Annotated in this window: 16 protein-coding genes; 7 read left to right on the top strand and 9 right to left on the bottom strand. The window is 65.5% G+C overall.

Annotation, left to right across the window (positions count from 1 at the left end; genetic code table 11):
• The first annotated feature begins 54 nt into the window (after window positions 1-54).
• The 6 genes from ACQPYD_RS10580 to ACQPYD_RS10555 all read left to right on the top strand — a co-directional run bounded on the left by ACQPYD_RS10580 (window position 55) and on the right by ACQPYD_RS10555 (window position 11,818).
• Entirely contained in the window at window positions 55-1,689 is a 1,635-nt protein-coding gene (locus ACQPYD_RS10580) for a type I restriction-modification system subunit M (protein WP_433700807.1), read from the top strand.
• Window positions 1,682-2,926 carry a restriction endonuclease subunit S gene (locus tag ACQPYD_RS10575; protein ID WP_433700806.1) on the top strand — a complete coding sequence of 415 codons (1,245 nt, stop codon included), beginning with the start codon at window positions 1,682-1,684 and terminating at the stop codon, window positions 2,924-2,926. The genes ACQPYD_RS10580 and ACQPYD_RS10575 overlap by 8 nt, the downstream gene beginning before the upstream one ends.
• Window positions 2,923-6,213 (top strand): type I restriction endonuclease subunit R, encoded by a 3,291-nt coding sequence (locus tag ACQPYD_RS10570; RefSeq protein WP_433700805.1) that lies wholly within the window; start codon window positions 2,923-2,925, stop codon window positions 6,211-6,213. The genes ACQPYD_RS10575 and ACQPYD_RS10570 overlap by 4 nt, the downstream gene beginning before the upstream one ends.
• A gap of 382 nt (window positions 6,214-6,595) precedes the next feature.
• Window positions 6,596-7,180 carry a hypothetical protein gene (locus ACQPYD_RS10565; protein WP_433700804.1) on the top strand — a complete coding sequence of 195 codons (585 nt, stop codon included), beginning with the start codon at window positions 6,596-6,598 and terminating at the stop codon, window positions 7,178-7,180.
• Window positions 7,181-7,280: 100 nt separating this feature from the next.
• The gene (locus ACQPYD_RS10560; protein ID WP_433700803.1) at window positions 7,281-8,969 is read left to right on the top strand and encodes a DUF6119 family protein; all 1,689 of its coding nucleotides are present in this window, start codon (window positions 7,281-7,283) and stop codon (window positions 8,967-8,969) included.
• A gap of 443 nt (window positions 8,970-9,412) precedes the next feature.
• The gene (locus ACQPYD_RS10555) at window positions 9,413-11,818 is read left to right on the top strand and encodes a UvrD-helicase domain-containing protein (protein WP_433700802.1); all 2,406 of its coding nucleotides are present in this window, start codon (window positions 9,413-9,415) and stop codon (window positions 11,816-11,818) included.
• A gap of 1,210 nt (window positions 11,819-13,028) precedes the next feature.
• On the opposite strand, the gene ACQPYD_RS10550 is transcribed toward ACQPYD_RS10555, so the two are convergent.
• The 5 genes from ACQPYD_RS10550 to cyaB form a co-directional block, all read right to left on the bottom strand.
• Complete coding sequence (locus ACQPYD_RS10550; protein ID WP_433700801.1) at window positions 13,029-14,252, bottom strand: Shedu anti-phage system protein SduA domain-containing protein; 1,224 nt, start codon at window positions 14,250-14,252, stop codon at window positions 13,029-13,031.
• A gap of 142 nt (window positions 14,253-14,394) precedes the next feature.
• A complete protein-coding gene (locus ACQPYD_RS10545) occupies window positions 14,395-15,774 on the bottom strand; it encodes a tyrosine-type recombinase/integrase (protein ID WP_433700800.1) in 1,380 nt (459 codons plus the stop codon).
• Window positions 15,775-15,852: 78 nt separating this feature from the next.
• Window positions 15,853-16,860, bottom strand: a complete 1,008-nt coding sequence (locus tag ACQPYD_RS10540; protein WP_433700799.1) for a hypothetical protein — start codon at window positions 16,858-16,860, stop codon at window positions 15,853-15,855.
• Complete coding sequence (locus ACQPYD_RS10535) at window positions 16,853-18,052, bottom strand: tyrosine-type recombinase/integrase (protein WP_433700798.1); 1,200 nt, start codon at window positions 18,050-18,052, stop codon at window positions 16,853-16,855. Before ACQPYD_RS10535 ends, ACQPYD_RS10540 begins: the two co-directional genes overlap by 8 nt.
• 101 nt (window positions 18,053-18,153) lie before the next feature.
• Window positions 18,154-19,305: a class IV adenylate cyclase gene (cyaB, locus tag ACQPYD_RS10530; RefSeq protein WP_433700797.1), complete on the bottom strand. Its 1,152-nt coding sequence runs from the start codon at window positions 19,303-19,305 to the stop codon at window positions 18,154-18,156.
• Window positions 19,306-19,630: 325 nt separating this feature from the next.
• Here cyaB and ACQPYD_RS10525 point away from each other — a divergent pair, with 325 nt between their 5' ends.
• On the top strand, window positions 19,631-20,884 hold the full coding sequence (locus ACQPYD_RS10525) for a competence protein CoiA family protein (protein WP_433700796.1): 1,254 nt from the start codon (window positions 19,631-19,633) through the stop codon (window positions 20,882-20,884).
• Between the two features lie 206 nt (window positions 20,885-21,090).
• Here ACQPYD_RS10525 and ACQPYD_RS10520 read toward each other — a convergent pair whose 3' ends face one another.
• From ACQPYD_RS10520 to ACQPYD_RS10505, 4 genes are all read right to left on the bottom strand, one after another.
• Window positions 21,091-21,645 (bottom strand): pentapeptide repeat-containing protein, encoded by a 555-nt coding sequence (locus tag ACQPYD_RS10520; RefSeq protein WP_433700795.1) that lies wholly within the window; start codon window positions 21,643-21,645, stop codon window positions 21,091-21,093.
• 199 nt (window positions 21,646-21,844) lie between these two features.
• Window positions 21,845-23,023 carry an AAA family ATPase gene (locus ACQPYD_RS10515; protein WP_433700794.1) on the bottom strand — a complete coding sequence of 393 codons (1,179 nt, stop codon included), beginning with the start codon at window positions 23,021-23,023 and terminating at the stop codon, window positions 21,845-21,847.
• Window positions 23,024-23,115: 92 nt separating this feature from the next.
• Window positions 23,116-23,595 carry a hypothetical protein gene (locus ACQPYD_RS10510; RefSeq protein ID WP_433700793.1) on the bottom strand — a complete coding sequence of 160 codons (480 nt, stop codon included), beginning with the start codon at window positions 23,593-23,595 and terminating at the stop codon, window positions 23,116-23,118.
• A complete protein-coding gene (locus ACQPYD_RS10505) occupies window positions 23,595-24,125 on the bottom strand; it encodes an ATP-binding protein (RefSeq protein ID WP_433700792.1) in 531 nt (176 codons plus the stop codon). The genes ACQPYD_RS10510 and ACQPYD_RS10505 overlap by 1 nt, the downstream gene beginning before the upstream one ends.
• Window positions 24,126-24,253: the final 128 nt, after the last annotated feature.

The following is a 24,253-nucleotide window of genomic DNA, read 5'->3' as shown; positions in this document are numbered from 1 at the left end:
ACACCCCCCGTGTGCGCCACCGGACAGCACCACAACCCAGAAAGAACAACACATATGCCGCCACGTAAACGCTCCAGCAGCCAGCAGGGGGAGCTGTTCACCGCCTCCACCCCCGAGGAGATCCGGGCCATCCTGTGGAAGGCCGCCGACCAGCTGCGCGGGTCCATGGACGCCGCCCAGTACAAGGAGTTCGTGCTGGGGCTGGTCTTCCTCAAGTACGTCTCGGACGCCTTCGCCGAGCGGCGGGAGGAGATCGTTGCCGAACTGGAGGAGGACGGCATCTCCGAGCACCGCTGGGACGCCTTCCTGGAGGACCAGGACTCCTACAGCGAGGAGAACGTCTTCTGGGTGCCGACCCGGGCCCGGTGGAACCACATCGCCGAGAACGCGGCCAGCGCCCCCGAGGGCGTCGGCAAGCTCATCGACGACGCGATGGGCGAGATCATGGCGAGCAACAAGGCGCTGACCGGCGTGCTGCCACAGATCTTCAACCGTGACAACGTCGACCAGAAGCGGCTGAAGGGGCTGGTGGACCTCATCAGCGACGCCCGGTTCGCGGGCACCGAGGTCAAGACCGCACAGGACGTGCTCGGCGAGACCTACGAGTACTTCCTGGAGCAGTTCGCGCGGGCCGAGGGCAAGCGGGCCGGTGAGTTCTACACGCCCAAGAGCGTGGTGGAGCTGCTGGTGGAGATCCTGGAGCCGTACGAGGGCCGGGTCTACGACCCGTGCTGCGGGTCCGGCGGCATGTTCGTGCAGGCCCAGAAGTTCGTCGAGAGCCGCAAGGGGCGCGACACCACCCACGACCTCGCGGTCTACGGCCAGGAGGCCAACGAGCGGACGTGGCGGCTGGCCAAGATGAACCTGGCCATCCACGGCATGGACCCCGAGGGCGTGGGCAAGCGGTGGGCGGACACGTTCGGCGAGGACAAGTTGCCCGACCTCAAGGCCGACTTCGTGCTGGCCAACCCGCCGTTCAACCTGCACCCGTGGGAGCGGCGCACGGACGACAACCGGTGGAAGTTCGGCGTGCCCCCGGCGAACAACGCCAACTACGCCTGGTTGCAGCACATCGTCTCCAAGCTGGGCGACCGTGGCAAAGCGGGCGTGGTCCTGGCCAACGGGTCGATGTCCTCGCAGTCCTCGGGTGAGGGCGAGATCCGCAAGGCGATGGTGGACGCGGATCTGGTGGCGTGCATGGTGGCGCTGCCCGGGAACCTGTTCCGGACCACCGCGATCCCGGCGTGCCTGTGGTTCCTGACCAGGGACAAGGGCGTGCAGGGCGCCGAGGCGACCAACGACAGGCGCGGCGAGGTGCTGTTCATCGACGCCCGGGAGATGGGCGAGATGGTCAACCGCACTGAGCGGGTGTTCTCTGCGGAGGACTTGGAGAAGATCGCCGACACCTTCCACGCCTGGCGGGGTACCCCCTCCGCAAGGAAGAAGAAGCTGACCTACGAGGACGTTCCCGGCTTCGCCTACTCGGCCAAGCTCCAGGAGATCGCCAAGCACGACTACGTGCTCACCCCGGGGCGGTATGTGGGTGCGGCCGAGGTCGAGGAGGACCCGGACGCCGAACCGCTGGACGAGAAGATCGCCCGCCTGACGAAGGAGCTCTTCGAGCACTTCGACGAGTCCAAGCGTCTTGAGGGTGTCGTCCGCGAGCAGCTCGGGAACTTGAATGCATAAGAAATATGAAGAAACAGAAATCAAGCATGACAAATATCCCAAAGAATGGAAAATTGAGCCACTGGAAAACCTCCTGAAAGGCGGAAATGTCTCCTATGGCATTGTTCAGCCGGGAAATCACACAACAACAGGAGTCCCCATTGTTCGCGTAAAGGATTTGCGCAACGGCAGCATATTGCAAACAAACCCTTTGCGGGTTTCTCCTGAAATCAGCAACAACTACTCCCGAACCCGCCTTGAAGGCGGCGAGGTTCTTCTGTCACTTGTCGGCTCCGTTGGGGAAACTGCTATCGTTCCACCAGAGATGGAAGGCTGGAACGTCGCACGTGCAATTGCTGTCCTCAAGCCTTCGTCACAAATTTCTTCCCGTTGGATAAGGCTTTGTCTGCAGAGTAGTTTTGCCCAGCATCACATGGGAACCAGGCAGACCACCACCGTCCAAGCCACCCTCAATCTACGCGACGTTCGACAGATTCCCATCGTCATACCTCCTCAGGATGAGAGAAATGCGATCACTGCGGCGATCGGAGCGCTAGACGACAAGATCACAGTCAACGAGCGCATCATCGCCACACAGGAAGAGATCCTCAGCTCCCATTTCGAAAATATCCTCTCCTCCAAAGAAGAAGGAACGCAGACTGTTCAAGCCAGCGATCTAGTCGCCTTCAATCCCAAGACACCGAAACCGACCGAGGATGACGCCATCTATGTGGATATGGCGGCTCTCTCGGTGGAGCGGGCTCCCATCACCACCTGGACCCATAGAACTCCCAAATCTGGCAGCCGTTTCATCAATGGAGACACCCTCCTTGCTCGCATTACCCCCTGCCTGGAGAACGGAAAGACAGGTTTCGTTGACTTCATGAACGAAGGACAGGTCGGAGTAGGGTCGACCGAATTCATCGTGATGCGTTCGCATCCAGGAGTCCCTCCAGAGTTCAGCTACTTCCTTGCTCGTGATCAGCGTTTCAGGAAACACGTGATTCAGAATATGGCTGGCACCTCCGGCCGCCAAAGGGCAAGCGCTGCCGACGCCTCCAAATTCATAATCAACAAGCCGAAAACTGAACAGATCCAGAGGTTCGGGAAGGATGCAGAAAAGGCGTTCTCCCTCGCCAAATCTCTAAATTCCGAATCCCAAACCCTCGCGGAACTGCGTGACACCCTTCTCCCCCAACTGATGTCCGGAAAGCTCCGCGTCAAGGACGCTGAGAAAATTGTGGAGGACAACGTATGACACCCCCCAGACCCGGCGAGGCAGCCCCCTCCGACGTCTCCCCCGACCTCGCGGCCTCCGGCCGGATGACCGAGGCCGACTGGGAGCAGTACGCCCTGGACGAGCTCGGCGAGCTGGCCTGGCGGACCGGCTCCGGCCGGGAGTTCACCCCCGCCCCCGACTGCCAGCGCCGGGTCTGGGACGACCTCCTCCTCCACCATGACCTGCGCGAGGCCGTGGAGCGGCTCAACCCCGACCTTCCCCCCTCGGCTGTGGACCGGGTGATGACGATCGCCGCCACCCCCCAGTCCCGCGACCCGCTCCCCGAGAACCGGCTCGCGCACGGCTACCTCACCTCCGGTATCCGCCTCACCTACACCGACGAGTTCGGAGCCGAGCACTCCCCCACCGTGCGCCTGGTGGACTTCAGGGATCCGGCTGCCAACACCTTCCGCGCGGTCAACCAGGTGCGGCTGCTCGACGACGACCACGAACGCCGCTTCGACGTCGTCCTCTACGTGAACGGCCTCCCTTTGGCGGTAGTGGAGCTCAAGAACGCCTCCGATGCGCGCACCACCCTCGCCGGCGCCCACGCCCAACTGGGCACCTACGCCGAGGAGTTCCCCAAGGCCTTCCGCTACAACGTGCTCTGCCTGGTCTCGGACGGGGTCACCGCCAAGTACGGCACCCCGTTCACCCCCTTCGAGCACTTCGCCCCCTGGAACGTGGACGGTCGGGGCAACCCGGCCGACAGCCCCGACTTCGAGTACTCCGACGCGGAGGCGCCCGACGCGCTGGCGCTGGCCCTGCACGGATTGTTCGCGCAGTCACGGTTCCTGGACCTGGCCCGCAACTTCGTCAACTTCACCAGCAACGGCAGCGGCAGCGGTCAGGGCAAGCGGGTGGCCAAAGCCCACCAGTACTTCGCCGTCACCAAGGCACTCAAGGCTGTCGTGGAGGCCTCGCGCACCAACGGGCAGGCGGGTGTGGTCTGGCACACGCAGGGCTCCGGCAAGTCCGAGGAGATGGTGTGCCTGAGCGGCCTGGTGGCCCGCGAACCGGCGCTGAACAACCCGACCGTCCTGGTCGTCACCGACCGCAACGACCTGGACGACCAGCTCCTGGGCACCTTCCAGGCCAGCCGGGAACTACTGGGCACCGACCCCGTCCGGGCCGACAGCCGCCAGGAGTTGCGCGACGTCCTCACCAACACCACCACCGGCGGGATCGTCTTCACCACCCTGCAGAAGTTCGGCCGCACCAAGGCCGAGCGCGAGTCGGGAGCCGACCATCCGCTGCTGTCCGACCGGCGCAACATCCTCGTCATCGTCGACGAGGCCCACCGCAGCCACTACGACAGCCTCGACGGATACGCCCGCCACCTGCGCGACGCCCTGCCGCACGCCACCCTGCTGGCCTTCACCGGGACCCCTATCTCCAAGGCCGAGGCCAACACCCGCGAGGTGTTCGGCGGGGGCCAGGACTACATCGACGTCTACGACCTGCGCCGGGCCGTGGAGGACGGCGCGACCGTGCGCGTCTACCACGAGCCGCGGCTGATCGAGATCTCCCTGCCCGAGGGGGTGGACCCGACCGAGATCGACGCCCAGGCCGACACGCTCACCGCCGCCATGGACGACGCCGAGCGCCGCAGGGCGCTCAAGGCAGCGCTGAAGATGACCAGCATCTACGGCGCCCCCGACCGGGTGGACAAGCTCGCCCGGGACCTGGTCGAGCACTGGGAGGAGCGCTCGAAGCTGGTGCGCCCCTACCTGGGCGGGCCGGGCAAGGCCATGCTGGTGTGTGCCACCCGTGAGGTGTGCGTGCGGGTGTTCGACGCCCTGGCGGAGCTGCGCCCCGAGTGGGTGGGCGAGGGCCCGGACCGGGGCGTGATGAAGGTGGTCTTCCACAGCGACCCCTCGGACGAGGCCGAGCTCAAGGCGCACGCGATGCGCCCCTCCGAGCACAAGGTCGTCCAGGCCCGTGCCAAGGACCCCGACGACGAGCTGCAGCTGCTCATCGTCCACTCGATGCTGCTGACCGGGTACGACGCGCCGCCGATCCACACCATGTACATGGACCGGCCCATGCGCGGCGCCAACCTGATGCAGGCTCTGGCCCGCGTCAACCGGCGCTTCCGCAACAAGCAGGACGGGCTGTTGGTGGGCTACGCCCCGCTGTCGGACAACCTCCGCAAGGCGCTGGCCGAGTACTCGCCCGGCGACCAGGAGGACAAGACGCTGGGCCGGGGCATCGACCGGGCCATCAGCGAGGTCCGCAACGAGTACGACACCATCTGCGGGCTGCTGTCGGGCATCGACTGGCGCAGGCTGCTCGCCGCGAGCGAGCAGGGTTCGCGCAGGCACGCCCTCCAACTGGTCTCCAACCACCTGGTCTCCCCCGAGGCCCAGCGCCGGCCCGGTGAGGGCGACGAGAAGTCCCTGTCCGAGCGCTTCCGGGAGAGCGCCACCCGGTTGGAGCGCTTCTACCAACTGTGTTCGATGAGTGCGCAGATCAGTGAACGCTTCGGGGACCTGGAGCACTGGCGGCGCGACATCGCCTTCTTCGTGGAGGTGCGCGCCTGGGTGGTCAAGATCGAGGCCGCCAACCGCGAGGCACGGGGGGAGACCTTGCCCGCCGAGATCAGCACCTACCTGTCGCAGTTGGCGGCCTCGGCGGTCGACGCCGAGGGGATCACCGACCTGTACGCCGAGGCGGGCATGGGCCGGTTGGACATCACCCGGCTCAACGAGGCTCAGCTGCACCGCATGCAGGAGTCGAAAACCCCGCACCTGGCGGCCGAGGCGCTGCGCCGCCTGGTCCAGGAGAAGATGCGCGAGGTCACCCGGCACAACGCCATCAGCAGGGAACGCTTCACCGAACGTCTGGAGAAACTCATGATCCGCTACATGCACGAGCAGCTCAGCAGTGCCGAGGCGCTGGCCGCGCTGTTCTCGCTGGCCGAGGAGGTCATGGCCGAGGCCCGGCGGGGCGAGGAGTTCGACCCACCGCTCAACGACGCGGAGCTGGCCTTCTACGACGCCGTGGCCTCGCACGGCACGGCCAAGGACCTGATGGGTGACGACACGTTGGCCGACATCGCCCGTTCCCTGGTCAGGGACATCCGTAAGAACCTGAGCACCGACTGGCTGTCCCGCGAGCCGGTGCGGGCCAAGCTGCGCAACCGGGTGCGCCGCCTGCTGGCCAAGTTCGACTACCCGCCCGACCAGGAGAAGGAAGCGATCGACTCCGTCATCAAGCAGATGGAGACCTTTGCCCACGAGTGGGCCCCCGCCTCCCGGGGCTGAGCGCGGGACGTAACACCGAGGGCCGGGGAACCGAGTAGCGGTTCTCCGGCCCTTCGCGCTGTCCCCGTCTACGGCCCATCCAGCTCGTGCTGGCCCCTGGCCCTGGCACGCGTAGTCCGCCTACCGCAGAGCACTTCGTTCGCATCGAGGGGGTCTGCGCTGCGGGCGTGCGCGTGAGGCTCCCAGTGCGCCGACGCAGTACATACAGACTTTGGCGAGTTCGATAACCCCCCTTGTCAACCTCCCAGCTTCCACAGCGGCATGGGGCGCAGCATGCTGGTCCTACCAGCGCACATCGTCCCCCCTCCGGGCGGACATGCGGTGGACGTCCGGACGCGGCCCTCGCAGGGCCGCCGCTTCCCACCGACGGAGGAGATCCCCCGTGAAGTCTTTCAAGCCCGCCCTCAGCGGCCTCCTGTTCCTGCTCGTGGCCGCCACCGGCTGCGCCGGCGCCCCCGACGAGAACCAGGTCGTGGACCTGGAGCCCGCACAGGAGGCCGCCGGGTCCCCCACCGAGGAGGAGGCGACCGAACCCGACGAGGAGGAGGCCCCCAGCGCGGTCGAGGAGGAGTTCGGCTCCGAATACACCTACGCCGACGGTCTCACGGTCCGTCTGGCGGGCGTCGAGCGCCGTGTCTCCGGTGAGTGGGACATGCCCGAGAGCGCTCCGTACGTGTACTTCGACATCCAGTTCGACAACGGCACCGACGCCCCCGTCGATCTCACCTACCTGGCGGTCTACTGCCAGGTCGGCGAGGAGGGCCGCACCGCCGAGGACGTCTACACCGACGACACCGGCACCGGCTTCACCTCCGCTGTCATGGGCGGCCGCACCGCCACCGCCGGCTACGGCTGTGCCCTGCCCGAAGACGAGTCCTACCTCCAGGTCGAGCTGACGCTCAGCGACTGGGAGGAGGTGGACGACTACGTGCGCGAAACCGTCTACTTCGTCGGCGACGTCGTCTGACACAGCCCCACCCCGCTCGCTCCAGCCGCCCCGCCCCCGCCCGGGGCGGCCCTCGGACCACCGGCAACCGGACACAGCAATGGAAAGGGCACCCGCCGCCATGACCTCCCCTCTGGCCAAACAGCCGCCCACCACCGGTAAGACCTCGCTCTACCGCCTCAGAAGTTCGGACCCGACGTCAGAGAACCTGCGTTCTCTGCTACTGCGCCGCTACCTCGAACGCGAAGGGTTCCATGCCCGCCAGTTCACCAATGGCCCCCTCGAGGGGCTTCTCGTCACCGGTACCGTCGCCCCGGGTACGGCAGGCTGGTGCTCGATGCTGAGCGGACTGACCGGACTCACCGTGGAGGAGGAGAACCGCACGTCCTTCGGCCTCCTGCTGGTCCGAACGGACCGTCATATCTACGCCCTCAGCTACGGCATGGGGCACCTGATGCTCGACCCGAGCAGGATCGATCCCGGCTTCGGGATCGAGTTCGCCGTCCGGTGCTTGGAAAAGGACCGCATCACCAGGGTCCGTCGGCAGGTCATGGATGCCCGCGGGCGGACCGACGAGAACTCCGCCACATCGGGCGAGCACATCCGGGGCTTCGGGATCGAGGAGTTCGGTGAGATCGTCAGCCAGATCTCGGGACAGGTCAGCGGTGTTCCACTGACCTTCACCCGAGATGGATCACGTCCCGCGCACATCACCGGCAACGACCGTTCGATCAAGCTCCACCTCGGCCGGAATCCGGATGCCCTGTTCTCGGATCTTCAGGCCGTTGAAAGGGTGTGCGCCCGTCCCGACCCCCTTCCGGAATTCGAGTTCATCACCCAGGTGCGTCCGCTGCAGGGCAAGTCGGACCTCGCCCGCCGTCTCGATGAGCGCTTGGATTCTCTTCTCGGGTCGGAGGATGTGCGGCAGATGGCGTTGACGGTACCGTCCGAGGCTCGGGAAAGGTTCGACCTCGCCGAGGCCTTCCGCGTGTCCGTGGCGGGGCACCGCGAAACCGTGACCGACCTCGACGCGGAGTCCCTCGTCCGAACCGCGAAGTCTCAGGTCCCGGGGCGCCGTCTGGAGGCCTTACGCAAGGGGCGTGTGACCATGTTCGCCGATACCGACGCGAGTGACCCGATCAGCAGGGCGCTCCCCGCCGACCAGTGGCTGACCGTCCAGATCCCCGACGCGAACGTGCACTACTTCTACTGGCAGGGCCGGTGGTACGAGGTCGGAGCGGAGTATCTCACGATGATCCGGCGGCGGGTGACTGAACTGCTCAGCCGTCCCACAAGTATCACCTTGCCGCCGTGGCCCGCCCGCACGAGCGAGGACAAGTACAACGAGCTCGCCTCCGAACAGGAGGGATACCTCCTGTTCGACAAGAACACCGTCCGCACGAAACGCCTTCGTGGAGGCGGGCTGGAGATCTGTGATCTGCTCGGCCCCGAAGGACAACTCATCCACATCAAGCGAGCCGATGGCAGGAAGGGGACCGCGCCCCTCAACCACCTCTTCGCCCAGGGGCGAATGTCCCTGGAGACCCTGCGCTACGACGCCGCGGCCAAGCGGAGATTCATCGAGAAGATCGATCACACCGCTCCTGACCACCCTGCTGACCGTTCCTTCACCAACCCCACTGTCGTCTTCGGCATCTTCCTCAAGGGCGGAGTACCGATGACCGTGGACTCGCTGTTCGCTTTCGCACAGGTCTCCCTCCTCCACACAGAGACGGCTCTTCGGGGCATGGGCGCCGAGCTGGAGGTGGTCTCCATCCGCAGAGGAGGCAGGGACAGGACCGGCTCATAGGCTCGGCATCCGTGACGCGGAACACCGGATGGGCTCTGGTGAACCCGGGGAGAGAACTACAGAGATCTCTCCCCGGGCACCCTGGAGGAATGGCGGAAGCAGAAGTGCAATAGATGGACCCCCAGCCCTCGTCGGGCGTGGTTATCACCTATGCGCTTGGAGCTTCTGACGTGTCATCTCCACGTCTGCACGGGTGCCCGGCGGCGTGGACGTTCCTTTGTCGGACCGCTCCATCAGGCCGAAGGGGTATGCCAGGGACCACGTGACGCCGAAGGTGGCTCCGAGCCTCTCTTCAGATCCGAGCACAAAGTCCCTGGATTTTCCTGAAGGATTGTGCATGGGCGCCGATCCTCCATCCTTTGTCGGGCCATCCGGGCCGTAGCCTCATCCAGTTGACTGCGGCAGGTGATAGAAAGTCGTCGGATTTCACAGAGAGGACCCTCTTGACCATCGACCCCACCGAAGAACAGCAGGCCGCTCGGGACACCTTCGCCGAAGGCCGGGAACTGGCGCTCATTGCCGGAGCAGGTACCGGCAAGACCTCCACCCTGGCTCTGATGGCCGAGTCCGCCCCGCATCGACGCGGCCTGTACATCGCCTTCAACCGGGGGATCGCCGACGCGGCCCAAAATCTCTTCGGCGGAAGGGTTCAGTGCAGGACCGTTCACCAGCTCGCCTTCCATGCGGTCGGCAGGAAGTACGGCCGACGTCTCAACGCTTCCCGTGTCCCCGCTCGGGAGACTGCCCGGATTCTCGGCATCGATCGCCCCCTGGAGGTCGACGGAAAAGCCATCGACCTCTTCCACCAGGTCCGCCTGGTCCGAGGTATGGTGCGACGCTTCTGCTATTCTGCGGACCCGCACCTCATGGCCCACCACATGGAGCACATCAACGGACTGGACGACACATCGAATGACTTCGTCGCCGTGGCGCTGCTCCCCTTCGCCCTGCGGGTGTGGGAGGACCTCCAACTCCTCGAGGGACGGCTCAGGTTCGAACACGACCACTACCTCAAGATGTGGGCACTGACCGAACCCGACCTGAAGGCGGACTTCGTCCTGCTCGACGAGGCACAGGACACCAATGCCGTGTTCGAGAAGGTCTTCCTGGCCCAGGACTCCCAACGGGTGTGCGTCGGTGATCCTGCTCAACAGATCTACGCCTGGCGCGGGGCCCGTGACATCATGTCCGGATTCCAGGCCGAGCACCTTCACCTCACCCGTTCCTTCCGCTTCGGCCGGCCCATCGCCGATGTCGCCAACCGTTGGCTCGAATACGCCGAATCCCCTATGCGACTGACCGGACACGGACCCGCCCCCACCCGGGTCTCTCCTCTGGCCGAGCCGGACGCGGTGCTGTGCCGGGGCAACGCGGACGCGCTCAAGGAGGTCGTGGGCTACCTGGAACGAGGGGTCCCCGTGGCCCTGGCGGGTGGCGGCCACGCATTGGAGGCCATTGCCGAGGCCGCCGATGCGCTCAGGACAGGACAGCGCACCTACCATCCCGACCTGTTCCTCTTCCGTGCCTGGCAGGAGGTCCAGGACTTCGTCGAATCCGACCCCGATGGCCAGCAGTTGCGGCCGTTGGTGAAGGCCGTCGACACCTTCGGTACCGAGGTGATCCACAGTGCGGTCAAGCAGTTGTCCGACGAACGGGAGGCCCAGGTCACGGTGTCGACCGCCCACAAGGCCAAAGGCCGCCAATGGGACTCGGTCCGCATCGGGGAAGGCTTCACCTGCCCTCCCAAGGACGAGGACGGTGTCCAGTTGCCGATGCTCCCGGCAGAGGCCCGTCTGATCTACGTCGCGGTGACCCGAGCCCGCCACGGCCTCGATATCGGGGCTCTCGACTGGCTTGACGCCTACGAGGCGGCCGTCGCGGGACCTGACCAACACGGATACCTCGGCGGGCGCCCGATGATCGACCTGCCGCTGACCACGCAGTTGAGGTTCAGCGCCTCACCGGTGTCGGAATTCCTCGCACAGCACCTGCCCCACCACGGCAACATCACCCGCGAGTACCAGAAGTACGTCGAAACCCTGCCGCACCCCGTGCAACCCATGAACGTGCGGCGCCCCCACTGGGCGAACCTCGGACGCACCGTCGACTACCGTCTCCGGCTTTCCTTCGGCGGCGACCTGGGCGGTGCAGTCACCCTCGGCATCGACGCCCTGGGCAGTCAGATGCATCTGCCCGGCGCGCCCGGAGCGGAAGGCCGGAAAGCCCTGTATACGGCCGGTCTGCGACTGCTGGAGGTCATCGGGGACCATCTGGCCGGCTGGGCCCGGCTCGATGACGCCGAACTCACCCGCCTCTGTTACGTCGCGGGTTTCTTCGAGGACGTCATGCGCAACGGAGTGGTCAGGCACCAGAGCATGTTCACCTCGGCAGACCCGGGTACGGCTCTCACCGACCTCGTTGACGCTGTGCCCTCCTACGTCGTCGACGACATCGCCGAGCAGCTAGAGCTCTCGCGTGAGCCCCTGTCCCCTTTTCAAGGGCTCAACTACTCCAACGTGTGCGGTCCGGTGTTCGCCGGCAGTTCCGACATCGGCGGGGCTGACGCCGACTTCATCCTGAACGGCCTTCTCCTGGACTGCAAGGCCACGACCCGGCCCCGCCACATGGGCCGCGAAGAGGTCTACCAACTCGCCGGATACCTGCTGCTCGACTACAACGACGCGTACCGCATCGACCGGGTAGGACTGTACCTGTCGCGGCAGGGAGGGCTCATTACCTGGGGTGTCGACGAGTTCCTCCACAGGCTCGGAGCACCGGCACCGCTGCCTCGGCTCCGAGCCGAGTTCCGGAGTCATCTACAGGGCCAACGTCGGATCCTGACCGGTTGAAGGCGCCATGCCTTCTCGCTACGTGGCCAAATCAGGTCAGCGGAGAGCGAGTTGGTATCCCGATCAGCGGCCCCAATCGGTCTCCGGACCACGCGAGCGAACGAGCTCGACGGGCACGATCCGCCCGGATAACAGGAGCACGCCACGGGGACGGTGCTTCTCCAGGTAGCTGATGTGATCGGGCGTGTGGGGCACGACCACATCCATAAGGACGACATAGCGCAGAATTAGGACATAGAGCATACGACCACTGCTTTCCTCGCACCTTCCCCGGAAGAGCCGAACCAGCTGAAATCCAGTTCCCTGTGGTGCACCTACGTGGGTGCACCACAGGCACTGAGGGCGTGCACCCGGAGGATGTTTCGTACCGGTTTTATTGGAATCTCTGCCATGTACCGGGGTATACCGCTACCTGGCCCAGGTGCTCGGCGCGCAAACACGGCAGGTTCTCGACGAAAACCCGAAGGACCTTCAGGACCCCAACCCGTGGTCGTGACTATAGGCACCCCGCGAACGGCTTCTGACTGTCCGAGTTCGGCGAGTGCTACCTGTTGCGCCGACGGTGCGATGCCCTCGATACGTGAACTGGGGATGGCCTCCGAGCGCAGGAGGAAGCGTGCGATGCCGGCCAGGTTCTCCGCGTTCGGACCGTTGAGAGCACGGATGCTGCGCTCGACCGTGTTGACACTTCGCGAGAGGACTCCGTCGACCGCCAGGGCGAAGCCGTCGACACCGTCGGGGACATAGCGCTGGTAGGGCCCGGAGAACCGTGCGGAGCGCGGCATCCCGGAGCCGACACCGGACTCCCAGTACGCCGCTTCCCATGTGGCCATCAGCGTCTTCCTTTCATCGAGCCACCATCTATCAAAGAATAAAAATTAAACTTTGATGGACGGGTGATTCACTCAAGGATTCTCCTGGCCATATCGGCCCCGCTCCCGCAAGGACTACGAGTCCGCTGCCGGGCCCCGGGGCAACCCTCTGGGTTGGTCCCTGTTTCTCTGCACTTTGTCAAGCCGTCTACTGACACATCGGTGCGTCTTCGTGCGAAGAAGGCTGGCTCGTCACGCGGCGCCAGCACCGAAACGAGGTCCATCTCGGGCAAGAGAGAAAACTCGTAGGGGCACCGTGAAGCTGGCTGCCCGAATAACGAAGTAGGTGACCGACTGCGAGCCTGGAAGGCGGTCACCGGAGAATCTACTGGTTTTTATTAGAAGCCCCCATGGAGGCTTTCATCCTTATCTACTGGCATGCCTTGAACCATCGCTCCCTCCCCTTCTGCTGTTCGAACTAGCGAATCATACGTTCGAATTTCTATCCCACTTTGACTGGAATAGCGTTCCCGGATGTCGGTAGCGCTATCTGAAACATCTTCTCTCCCCATGACGATGAGGCCTCTCGCATTCACATTGATCCCTGGAAGCCCCAAACCTCCGTCTTCACGAGGGGCGCGAGCAGACCTGAGATTCGTGGTGAGCCACTTACGCCAGTCCTCGATCTGATCGACGGCGTGTCGGAGGGCGGATGAAGCTCGACCGTTACCCGGATTAGTGAGCCTATGAGTTGGGCTCTCCAGTTCAACGAGGACCCAATAAAGACCTGCCGAGTTGCGAATGGCAACGAGGAAGTCAGCCATGTAGTGGTTGCCGAACTGGACCTGTGGACGAACCCAAATTCCGTGATTTCCGCCAAGGATAATTTTCGAAAAAAGTGATGGGTGTTTCTCCAGGGCAACTTGCATCGGCCGCTCTTTAGTGGCGCCTGCGAGCGCGTCACGGAAAGCTCCTAGATCAGCTAAAGAAGGATCGCGTGTTACTTTCCAGGGCTCAAGCAAGGCCAGTTCACTGTTAGTGACGCGTTCTGGATAACGGTTTCTGGACAACGCTTCTTCGCGCACCTTGCCAACCAGATCGGCATGGTCCTCTTCTCCCACTTTCACGATGCGCTTGACGTGATGAGGGCGTACACGTCCACCCCGGACGCCACGAAAATTTAACCGACCATCGTCACTGATCGAGCTAATTTCCCCGTATCTCCCATCCTTTCCCTTTGCCTTTTCCTCTTCGGAGATAACTGCCACATCTCCCACTTCAGGGCGCAGGCGCTTAAGATGAAATGCGGCCCTATTTGCCCACGCGACATGCAGCCATGCATCCAGGAGATCTCGGTCTTCAATTTTTTTTGGTATGAGCATGCCTGCCTCGGTTGCCACGCGGTCGAGATATTCGTATTCCGCGTCGCTAATCGATCGAGGTTCAAACAAACCAAGCGGACGTGCAAGATGGGCGCGCAGCAGGGCAGCGGCAACACGCTCGGGGGTTTTGGGTTCCAGGTGGGCCGAAGTCGCATCAGCGATTTCGCGTTGCTTTTCTGTTGGCCCAGAGGACATCAGGAGAAGCTTCTCCACAACCTTCTGCCAGTCAGCCTCAGTCATCAGTCTGCACGTCCTCTATTCGGCGCGCTGTGCGCTTGGTCGGTTCATGGGAGCCGCTAGCACCGCCTGCGAGGAAAGGGTCAGGAGGGTGCCAATTTTCCCAAAGGCATTCGAGAGTGAATCACATTATTGCACAATACCATCAGTTGGCATGCTGTTGCTTCGCGTTCGCTCGCGAATCCCGTACCCAGGGAATTCCGAGTTCGACCTCTCCGGTGACCCGGGTGAGTCGATCCGCCTGATCGCGCTTCTCGTTTAGGAAGCGCAAGGTCAGGTCGATGCCTTCTATCTCTCCCAGCCACCCTTCTGCGATGGCGTGCTGGCGTCGTTGAAGGAGGTCGTCTTCCAGCTCTTGGAGTCGGGGCAACATCTTTGGGTTGACATGCAGCATCGGGCAGCGGATACAGGCGTGTTCGTGCTGACAGGGTGTGCCGTAGGGGCGACCACAGGAGCCGAGTTCGACCTTACGCTTGTCGAAGTGTTCCTCGAACTCGTTCATCTCCTCCGTGGTTGCTGCCCGGTACTCCTCGCTGGGGCGAAGGTCCCGCCGCCGAGCGAGGAACTCCTGGTAGTGACGGGTGATGTCCTCGTTGAACACTGCAACGTACCCGCGGGTGGTTTGCAGGTTCATGTGGCCGAGAAGGGCAGCGCCGATGTGGATCGGCAGACCGTTGTTGACCAGGTCCGTGGCGAACAAGCGGCGGAAGTCGTGAGGAGTGAAACTGAGATTGCGGAAGGCCGGATCGGTCTCGCCCAGGGCCTCGCAACGCCGCCGGATCGCGCCCAGCACCGTGCCGGTGCTGGTGACTTTGCGGACTGTGCCGATCTGCCGTTGGAACAGGTAGGGCATCGGTTCGCCCCAGGTACGCTCGTGTCCGTCGTAACGGGGCAGCAGGGCAACCGGTCCATGAACGGTATGGCGGCGCACAATCATGGCAACGACGTGGAAAAGCTCAGCGGACATGGGAATGACCCGCTCACGGTCGCTCTTGGACGGCGCCACAACCAATAGCGCGATGACCTCGCCGTTAGCGCGCTGGTACTGGCGGATGCTCAGGTGCGTGAGCTCGACGAGTTCCTCCACCCGGATGCCGGTCTGTCGGAGAACCTCCACGTAGGCCCATTCCCAGAAGGCCACCTCTTCCTCAACGACCAGGTGGCGAACTTCCTCGGTCTGGAGGTCACGAACGCGGATCGAGGGCCGGAAGGGGTCGTCGTGGTGCCGCCGGTCGTCACGTTTGTCCATGCGCTCGTAGCCACGCCCTTGGTGGGTGAACCGGTCACCGAGAGGGACGGAACGTGCAGCCTCCAACAGATCACGGGCGGCGGTGTACCGCTCCTCAACATGGGCGACCAGCCGGGGCAGCAAAGGCTGTCGTTGCCGAACCCGCTCGGCCATCCGTTCGGTGATCCGACGTCGACGTTCAGCGAACCCCCGCAGATCATGGGGTGGGATTGGGCACGGCGCAGCCCACCTGCGCCAGGGCTCGGCCTCCTCCAGCGCCCAGCTTTGGATGTCCATGTAGAAGGCACGGACGGGGAGCAGGATCTGTGCGCCCTCGTCTTGGCGGAGCTTGCCGTCCTTGCGGTAGCGAATCGCCTATCGCCACTGGTCGTAGACCTCTTGCGGCAGGCGCAGATCCTGCTGCTCGGGAGCGATCTTCTCGATCGTGTGCCAGAAGGACCCGGCGAGCACCCGCGCCAGCCCTTCCCGGGTGTTGTAGTCGGTGTCGGCCTTGCGACGTGTGAGGTAGGTGATCAGGAGGTCCCGCACACCGGGGTGGGACACCTGGTAGAAGTCGACCATTTCCTCGACGGTGCGCTGCCCCTTGTAGATGTAGGTCCGCAGCGTCGGTGCGGTCCCTGGCGGGAAGTGTCCCATGCCGTGCAGCACGTCCCAGGCCATCAGCCCCGGGTAGGTGGTGCCGCTGCCGTTGTCCGCGACCACCGCGCCAAGGCGTCGGCATTCATGCGCGTAGTACAGCAGCGCCTGCGGGGTCAGGGCGGCCAGGGCGATGCCCTGGGTGGTCAGCGCGCACGCCACATCGAAGAGCGCCCTGTACTGATGCTTGCGCTGAGCCGGTAGGCGTGCCACCTGCTCGAAGAACGTATCCAGTAGCGCATCGCCCTGGGCTTCGCGGAAGGCGTGGGGGTACTGGTTGAACTTGTTGGATCGAAACGCCAGCAGGCTCGGCTGGATCACGCGCAGGCACAGCAGCGCCTTCAACCCGTGCGTCATGTTGTAGCCGTGGTACTTGTTGGCGACCAGGGCGCTGACGGGGCGACCACCTTCGTTCAGTCCGCTGGCCTGCCACCGATCCTGCCAGGTCGAGCCCTTGAAGGTGGCCAGGTGCTCCAGCAGACGTCGGGCCCCGGTGCTGCGTTTGTTCCGCGGGGATTTCTCCTGTGATCCGATCTGTTCGGCGACCAGGGCCACGAGGGTGTCGATCGAAGCCCGGTCGAGTACCCCGAACGGTCGGGGCGGTGAGTCCGGTACGGCTGGCGCCGGCACGAGGTCGGCGACCGCAAACCGGGACCGGGGGGTGCGCTTGGGGGCCGCGCGCAGTTCTGGGGAGCGCCGGTTGCGCATGGTGTAGCTGCTATCCACCGAACACCGCCTTAATATCCTCCAGGTCGTAGCCCGGCGTGTAGCTGCGCTGCGGGCGTGGACGCTCGTAGTGTTCGGCGAGCTTGTCGACCAGGTCCTCCAGCCGCACTTTGGTGTACCGCCCGGTCGTCTCGATCCCGGCGTGGCGCAGGATGGTCTGTACCTCCGTCAGCGTCATCTTCGGATCGTTGGCCATCCTCGTGGCGGCGGTATGCCGCAGGTCGTGCAAGGTCCAGTTGGTGCCGAGATGATCGTTGGCCCGCTGCATCACCCGCCGCATCGCCCAGTACGACAGTGCACGCGCCTGGCCGCGCCGTGTCCGCCACAGCGGCTGTCCTGGCGCTGGTGTGCCTTCTTGGTCCAGGTAGGACGCTAGGTAGCGAAACGCCTCTGGGGAAGCAGGGACCGCCTGGCGTGCCCGTGTGCCTTTGGAGATCACATACACACGCATCCCGGCCCAGTCGACGTCCTCGATGCACGCCCCCAGCAGTTCGCTGGCCCGCGCACCGCTGGAGACATAGAACAGCAGCAGGGCGCGGTCCCGGTCACAGGTCATCGCGGCGAACAGCTCGTCCCACAGCTGATCGGGGATGGCCCGCGGAATCGCCTCCGGAACCCGTTGGCGTAGCCGCGCTCGCCGAAACGTCGGCCTGCGCTCGATCGGGCTGCGGTGCGCCAACGCCGCCCGGCGTTCCCTGGAGGAAGGGATCGGGTTGGCCTCCGGGCCTCGGCCGTAGTGCGCGTGGAAGGTGTAGAAGCCGTGGACCACCGTCAGCGTGTGGTTGATCGTGGTCGGTGCGTACCTGGCGGCGAGGGCGGGCTTGCCCGTGCGGATATTCACCGTGCCGGGCGCTGTTTGTCCAGGCCGGGTCCGCCGCCGCTGCGGGTTCCGCGTCGACTTCATCCAGCCGACCAGCACATCGGCTTCGGCGCCCGTCGCCTCCTCCCAACCGATGTCCAGGGCCCACAGAACCCGGAACCAGCGCTGGAGGTCGTAGCCGTAGCTGCGGCAGGTCAGAGGGCTCATGTCGCTGAGGGCAAGGTCCCTCAGGTACTGGGTGATGGGCTCGACCTCGTGGCCTGCGGCGTCCCGGACGAGACAGGGCGGGAACCTGCCCTCCATCTGCACGAGGGTTCCCACGCGGGGGACGTCAGCCTGCCCCTCCATCAGCTGTTGTCGAAGATCTTGCATGCGCCAAGCCTCTCGACCACGGGCAGTTCCTGCCCGGAGAACCATCTACTTGGTGCAGTCAACAGTGCGCATTCGCAGAGGTCCACCGGAGGGGCCCAGGATTAGGCCCCCGGTATGGGCCCCGGCCACGGCTGGGACAAGATCGAGGAGGCGGACGATCCCGAGACGGAACCGGTCATGTTCGCCGGGTTCGCCCTTCCATCCCCCAGGACCAGGTCCCGGTACGGAAGTGCCACCACCGGATGGGACCACAGCCCCAGGAGCCGCTCCGTCTCCTCCAGGCTGAGAACGATCTCTTCCCGGGCTTCTTCGGAGACGATCTCGGTCTCCACGAACGACCCCAGGCCCGTGACTGTGTCCACCATTACCGACAGCTCCGGCCGCTCAGGGGTGCAATAGCAGGTGCGCGCCTTCTCCACACGGGCCAGCAGGACCATGCCCAGCGCCTCCAGTAGGCCGTGGGCGTGCTCGGCCTGAGCCGCGTCCGCCAGCGCCACGTTCGTCTCCTGTTTGGCCGCGACGCCTCCGGGGCCGTGGGTGGTGGCGCTGGATGCGGGTTTGTAGGTGACTTCGCACCCGCTCTCACGCTCTCGGACCCGCAAGCACTCGACTGTCTCCAAGTAATCGACGTCGGGCCGGCTGTAGTAGGTGTCGACCTCCACCACAGGCCCCGTGGTGACAAACCCGAAATCCTCCAAGCACCGCTCCAGGACCTGGCGATTTTCCAGTACCCGCTTGCGCTCAACCTCGATCAGAGCCACCGAAGACCACTCCTTTCCAGAGGCGAGGGCCGCGTACACGCGGGTGAGATTGTGTTTGCCGAACGACTCTCGTACACCGGTCAGCGCCTCGGTCAGCATCACAGAATCCGACATCGGGATGTTACGGAAGAGCACAAGCTGCTTGGCGTCCCACAAGGGGTTGGCGAGCCGTTTGGACAGGTACCGGTTGTAGTAGTGGCGCTGCCGGACCACGATGTCCGTAGCACTGGAAGGCAACAGCACCGTCAGACGGTCGTGGGACGCCTGCCCGGAGGTGACCGCGAACTCGGTGAGCAGCTCGTCGGTCGTCAGGTAGGCGTAGGTCTCTCGCCCCTCACGGATGCTCCATTCGCTCCATACCTGGGAACATCGGGCATCGCCCTCTTCCACAGCGGCCAGGAAAGCGTCCAGGGCCACGTCGGCGCAGGTGTCGAAGATGTCCCCGTCAACGGTACGGTACTCGGCGTAGAGCTCACCGAGCCCGTCCGGCATGTCTCGATGAGGCTTGGGAAGCCACCCTGCGCCGGCAAGCCTGTCGGAGCGGCGTCTGCCCTGTGTCAGCGCACGGAATGCCGACCGTCCGCTGACGCCTCGCCTTCCGAGCCCATGCCGACCTCCCTGACGCGGGCTGAGCTCCCGTACGACCCCGGGTTGAAGTGGTCGCCGTAGCACCGACGCCCAACTCACACGCCCCGATCCGGATCCTCCCTCGCAGCAAGGGCCGCCCCCGCGACACAACCGGTTCACCGCATGACCGAACCCGGCCAACCGGACTCGGCCCCTACCGGACCCGCCGACCCGCTGCTATTCGTTCTCCATGACCTACGATCACCGGTTGGTCCAGACCGCGACTCTCGGCGGGCGCCGTTCCGATGAGCCCGTGTTCCTCCCCATGGAACGACACCTGGCCCTGGGCTTCAGGGACCGGTACCAGGACGCCACTTTCTGGTGCGGCGAGCTGCTCGGCGGTTGCGGTGGTCAAGTGGGGGTCAAGATCTACCGGGAGAAGGTGGCGCACTTCGCGCACCACTCCAGCACCAACCAGTGCACCCGCCAGCACGGTGGGTTCGACAGCGCCGACCACCTCTTCGCCGGCAAACAGGTCAACCGCTGGCTCGACGCCCAGGGCCTGCCCCGGCGGAGAGCGCTCTTCGAGGGCGACTTCGAGAACGGCGGCACCTGTCACCGGCTCACCCTGCCGGCCACCGGCAAAGGTCCGGCGATCCTCTTCGAGTTCACCGAGCGCATCGGCCCCGGTGTCCGACGCCTGCTCGACCAAGGGGCCGACAGGCCACAGGCCTGGTTCGTGCGGGACAACACCGAGCTGGTCCACCGGCTCACCCGGTCCGAGGGGCACGCCCTTCGTTTCCGCATGCGGACCGAGGGCTTCGAGCGGAAGGTCGATGTCGGAACGACCTCCCTCGAAGGCCGGACCTGGTGGCGTCCGATCGAGGAGTGCTCCCTGGAGATGAAGCGGCCCACGGAACCGCCTGCGGTGACACTGCCCGGGAAAACGCAGCAGGCCCAGGCCGTGCCGGCCCCACGGTCCCCTGGGGTGCGCACTCCCGGCGAGGTCCTGCCTCACCCGTTCATCGGCCGTCTGCGCACAGCTCTGGAGCAACGGAAGTGGCGGGACGTCCGCGAGTACAGTACCCGGCTCAGGCAGGTCCTGAACACCAGCGACATCGGCATCACCCGGTACCGACACGAGGCAGACGAGCTGCTGGAGGTGAGCGGGAAGGCTCTGAGAGGTCTGCTGCCCAAAGCCGTCCTGGTCCCGAGGGCGAAGGAGCGAACCACCGCACTGCGCGCACCTCAAGCGCATGAGGCCCCGGTCGGCCCTCAGGTGCAGGATGACCGTGCCCCGTCACGTGTTCCCCTCGTCCCCCGGCAGGGACGGCCGGTTCCTTCGACAGACAAGGCTCCAGGCGAAGCGCGGCGGAGCGGAAAGCGGATCCAGCCGGGGCACCCGACCCCCGCGGTACTCGCACAGCGCTCCGGGGTCGCCTCCACCATTGACGAGAACGCTCTGCGTCAGCTCCAGGAGCGGTTCAACACCCGACGCCTGTGAGGCCTCGGTTCTGTGGACACGGCAGGATCCGCGGCGACGAGTCGGGGAAGACCGTGCAGACAACGGCACCCGGCGATCGGTCCAAGGCCCTCCCCACCATCCACTGGTATCTGCTTCGACGACTTCACACCGTCGGGAGCGGGCGGTGGACAGTTCCGCGCTGCACGGAAGGCGGGCCAGGGACGGCCTCGGCCGGCGCGGACCGGTTACAGCGGCACCTCGGACACGGTCAGGTCCAGGTCTCGGACCATGACCTCGCTGAGCTGACGCAACTGCATCGCGCTCACCTCGGCCCCGCGCAACGACGCCAGCCCCGACAACCCCGACAGGTCGCAGCCCCGCAGGTCCGCGCCGACCAGAGAGGTCCCCTGCAGATCCACGCCGAAAGCACAGTCGTCGAAGACCGCATCCCGCAGATCGCACCCCTCGAACACGGTCTCCTTGAACGAGCAGCCCACGAACGCCACATCGCTCACGACCCGGACCCGGGTCCAGGTGGCGTAGTCGAACTGGCAGCCCTCGAAGACCACATCCCGCAGGGACACCCGCACCAGCGATACCCCCATCAGCCTCGACGCGCGGAACCGGCACCGATCGACGGTCACGTCCACCAAGCGGTGTGAGGACAGGTCCACCGACCGGAAGTCGGTGTTGGCAACCCTCTCCTCCTCCAGCGGGTTCGGATACGTCCACGAGGCCACCGGGGCCTCGTCGTCGCTGGGCAGGAGCACCTTCGCGCCCCGAACTCTGGCGGTCTCCATACTGACTCCCTAGCTGTTTTTCCAGTTGTCCCACGTGGAACGGTTGTCGGGCGCGCTCATTCGCCGGAGCGAGCCGGAGCGGCTGAGCCACCTCGACGTAGGTGCCGATCGGTTCACGACTGATCCGGTCGATGAGGGTGCGGACCGTGGGCATCTCCTCGTGGCCCTCGACAATGGGGGCGATCGTCACCTGCGGCATTCAGTTCCCCTTCAACGGCGGGGAGAGCGGTTCCGGTTCGGGGAGCAGCTGGTCGGCGCGGAGCAGTTCGCCCGGGGTGTAGAGGTGTTCGCGCATCGCCATGGCACCGGCCGTGTCGATCGGTCCGATCCTCGTTTCACCTCCCACGGAACGGACCACGCAGAGCTCTTCGGTCCCGAAGTCGTCCCGGTCCAGCAGGTCCGGGCTGTGGCTGGTGATGATGACCTGCCGTCGTTCGCCGGCGTCGCGCAGGGCGTCCAGAAGAACACCGGCAGCCGCTGGATGCAGAGCGCTCTCAGGTTCCTCGATCCCGATGGTGCTCAGTGTGGGCCCGGTGCCGGCGAAGAGCGCGACGAGGACCCCCAGAGCACGCAAGGTGCCGTCGGAGACGGACCGGGCCGAAAAACGCCACGGGTTGTCAGAGCCTTGGACGTCCTGGGCGGACTCCAGGGTCTCCCAGTTGCCGAGGTCCTTGCGCGACACCCCGCGCATCCCGGGGACGATGTACCGCAAGTAGTCCTCGATACGGCCCTGCGCGGTGTTCTCCAGCCTGTGCAGGACGCTCGCGATGTTGGACCCGTCCCTGCGAAGGAATTCCCCCGAGTCCGGTGTCTGGGGATCTCGCATGGCGTCGGGGTTGAGGCTGAACACGTTGATGCCGGCGAGGCCTTCGAAGACCCGCTCGAAGATGCCGATGCCCGCAGCGGAAACCAGGTACAGCCGCTTCTCACTCGAGGGAGGCATGACAGGCTCCGACTGCTCCGCCAGCTTCCCTCCTCGGATCTTGAAGTATCCGTGTCGGGACTCGCCCTCGCCGGTGGTGTGGACGCGGCACTCCTCGCGAGTGATCCTGGAACCGCCGCCCTGGACAGCGCCGACCTCGAAGCCGTACGAGCCCGAGAAGTCAGATCCCCGGAACTCCAGGTCGATACCGAAGTGGTTCGGATGACCGGTGGAACGGCGACGCACCTCCGCCGTCCCGCCCCGACTGCGCAAGGCCTGGTCGAGCGAAGTCTGGAGAGCTTCGGAGAGCAGTCTCAGCGCGTCGAGGAAGTTGCTCTTGCCCGAGCCGTTGGGGCCCACCAGGAAGAGCAGATCGCCGAGCCTGACGTCGGTCTTCGCAATGCTCCTGTAGTGCTTCAATCGCACCCGGGTGAGCGAGAACCGGTTGTCCTGCATGGGTTCAGTCTTTCAGGATCTTGAGCTCTGGACGCCACCACGACCCGCGAGGCCGGGCAGCGGAAGCCACCCGGCCCGGGGCGTGTCGAGGGTCAGAGGACGAGGGTAGACAGGTGGTGGGCAAGGGCGCCGGCCGCGGTGGCGAGGGTGTAGGCGGTCAGGCGCCAGGCGGCGCGGGCCCGGCGACGCGGCTTGCGGTGGCTGTGCGGTCGGCGGGGCAGGGGCGATCGTGTCCGGCGCGGGGCGGGCACCGGTGACGAAGGTCCGTCGTCGGAGGCGGGGCGTGGGCGCGGCACCGAAAGCACGGCCGGACGGGACGGCGGGGGCGCGGGAACCGCGGGCCTCTGGGCCAGGCGTGCGTCCTGGATCTCCATCCAGGCGGGCAGGACGCCGTGTTCGAGGCGGTAGGCGACGCGGGGGTTGTCGCGCATCTGGGCGAGGAGCCGCTGTTCGCGGGCGCTGCGACCGGTCGGGGCCTCAGAACGTGGATGGGCCGCGGCGGGGTGCGCGGAGCACTGCCCCGGAGGTGTGTCCAGAACCTGGCGGACGCGGATGGAGGGTTCGGCGCTCATCAGCACCCCGCCGCAAGGCCGGAGGAACAGGCGGTGTGGGTGAACTCGGCCCAGACGACCGTGCCCAGCGCGCCGCAGAACGGGAAGTCGACGACGGCGCGTGTTCCCCACGCCGCGGCGAGGTTGGAGACGAGCAGCAGGCCCCGGCCGCACTCGGCGTCCTCCCACTCCTGGGCGGTGCGCTGCACCGGGATGCGGGGAAGCCCGGCGCTGTCGTCAGGAAGGCCGTCGTCGATGACGGACAGGCGCAGGGTGGTCCCGCGGTCGGTGGCGGCGGGGACGGACAGGGTGCGGACGACCCGGCCGTCGGCGCGGCCGGGGCGCGTGTGGTTGACCGCGTTGGCGAACATCTCGCTGCCGCACAGGAGGAGGTCGTCCAGCAGGTCGGGAGCGCTTCCGGCGAGTTCGGCCAGGTCGTGGCGGAGGTCCTCGCGGAAGCGCGCGGTGATGGCGAGGGTACCGGGGTACAGGCGGGCGTTCCAGGACCGCCCCGGGTAGGCGGACGTGGCGGTCTGCGGCACAATGGCCATGTCAGTGTTTCCTTTGTTAGAGGGGTTGACGCTGGCCGTGCTCTGGGGGTGCTTCGACCCACCCGCCAGAGCTCATTCATGCCCGGCCAGGGGCACGTGGGGGATGGAACAGGGGTCCGGGGGGCATA

Source organism: Nocardiopsis sp. CA-288880 (assembly GCF_050955985.1).
Taxonomy (GTDB): domain Bacteria; phylum Actinomycetota; class Actinomycetes; order Streptosporangiales; family Streptosporangiaceae; genus Nocardiopsis; species Nocardiopsis tropica.
This window is presented reverse-complemented; position numbering and strand designations above follow the sequence as displayed.

Excerpts from the sequence above, each read along its gene's own strand:
- ACQPYD_RS10560 (WP_433700803.1), top strand. The coding sequence starts at position 7,281 with ATGACCTCCCCTCTGGCCAAACAGCCGCCCACCACCGGTAAGACCTCG.
- ACQPYD_RS10580 (WP_433700807.1), top strand. The coding sequence starts at position 55 with ATGCCGCCACGTAAACGCTCCAGCAGCCAGCAGGGGGAGCTGTTCACC.
- cyaB (WP_433700797.1), bottom strand. The coding sequence starts at position 19,305 with ATGCCGGACGGGCTCGGTGAGCTCTACGCCGAGTACCGTACCGTTGAC.
- ACQPYD_RS10545 (WP_433700800.1), bottom strand. The coding sequence starts at position 15,774 with ATGGACATCCAAAGCTGGGCGCTGGAGGAGGCCGAGCCCTGGCGCAGG.
- ACQPYD_RS10510 (WP_433700793.1), bottom strand. The coding sequence starts at position 23,595 with ATGAGCGCCGAACCCTCCATCCGCGTCCGCCAGGTTCTGGACACACCT.
- ACQPYD_RS10505 (WP_433700792.1), bottom strand. The coding sequence starts at position 24,125 with ATGGCCATTGTGCCGCAGACCGCCACGTCCGCCTACCCGGGGCGGTCC.
- ACQPYD_RS10525 (WP_433700796.1), top strand. The coding sequence starts at position 19,631 with ATGACCTACGATCACCGGTTGGTCCAGACCGCGACTCTCGGCGGGCGC.
- ACQPYD_RS10575 (WP_433700806.1), top strand. The coding sequence starts at position 1,682 with ATGCATAAGAAATATGAAGAAACAGAAATCAAGCATGACAAATATCCC.
- ACQPYD_RS10570 (WP_433700805.1), top strand. The coding sequence starts at position 2,923 with ATGACACCCCCCAGACCCGGCGAGGCAGCCCCCTCCGACGTCTCCCCC.
- ACQPYD_RS10535 (WP_433700798.1), bottom strand. The coding sequence starts at position 18,052 with ATGCAAGATCTTCGACAACAGCTGATGGAGGGGCAGGCTGACGTCCCC.
- ACQPYD_RS10520 (WP_433700795.1), bottom strand. The coding sequence starts at position 21,645 with ATGGAGACCGCCAGAGTTCGGGGCGCGAAGGTGCTCCTGCCCAGCGAC.
- ACQPYD_RS10515 (WP_433700794.1), bottom strand. The coding sequence starts at position 23,023 with ATGCAGGACAACCGGTTCTCGCTCACCCGGGTGCGATTGAAGCACTAC.
- ACQPYD_RS10550 (WP_433700801.1), bottom strand. The coding sequence starts at position 14,252 with ATGACTGAGGCTGACTGGCAGAAGGTTGTGGAGAAGCTTCTCCTGATG.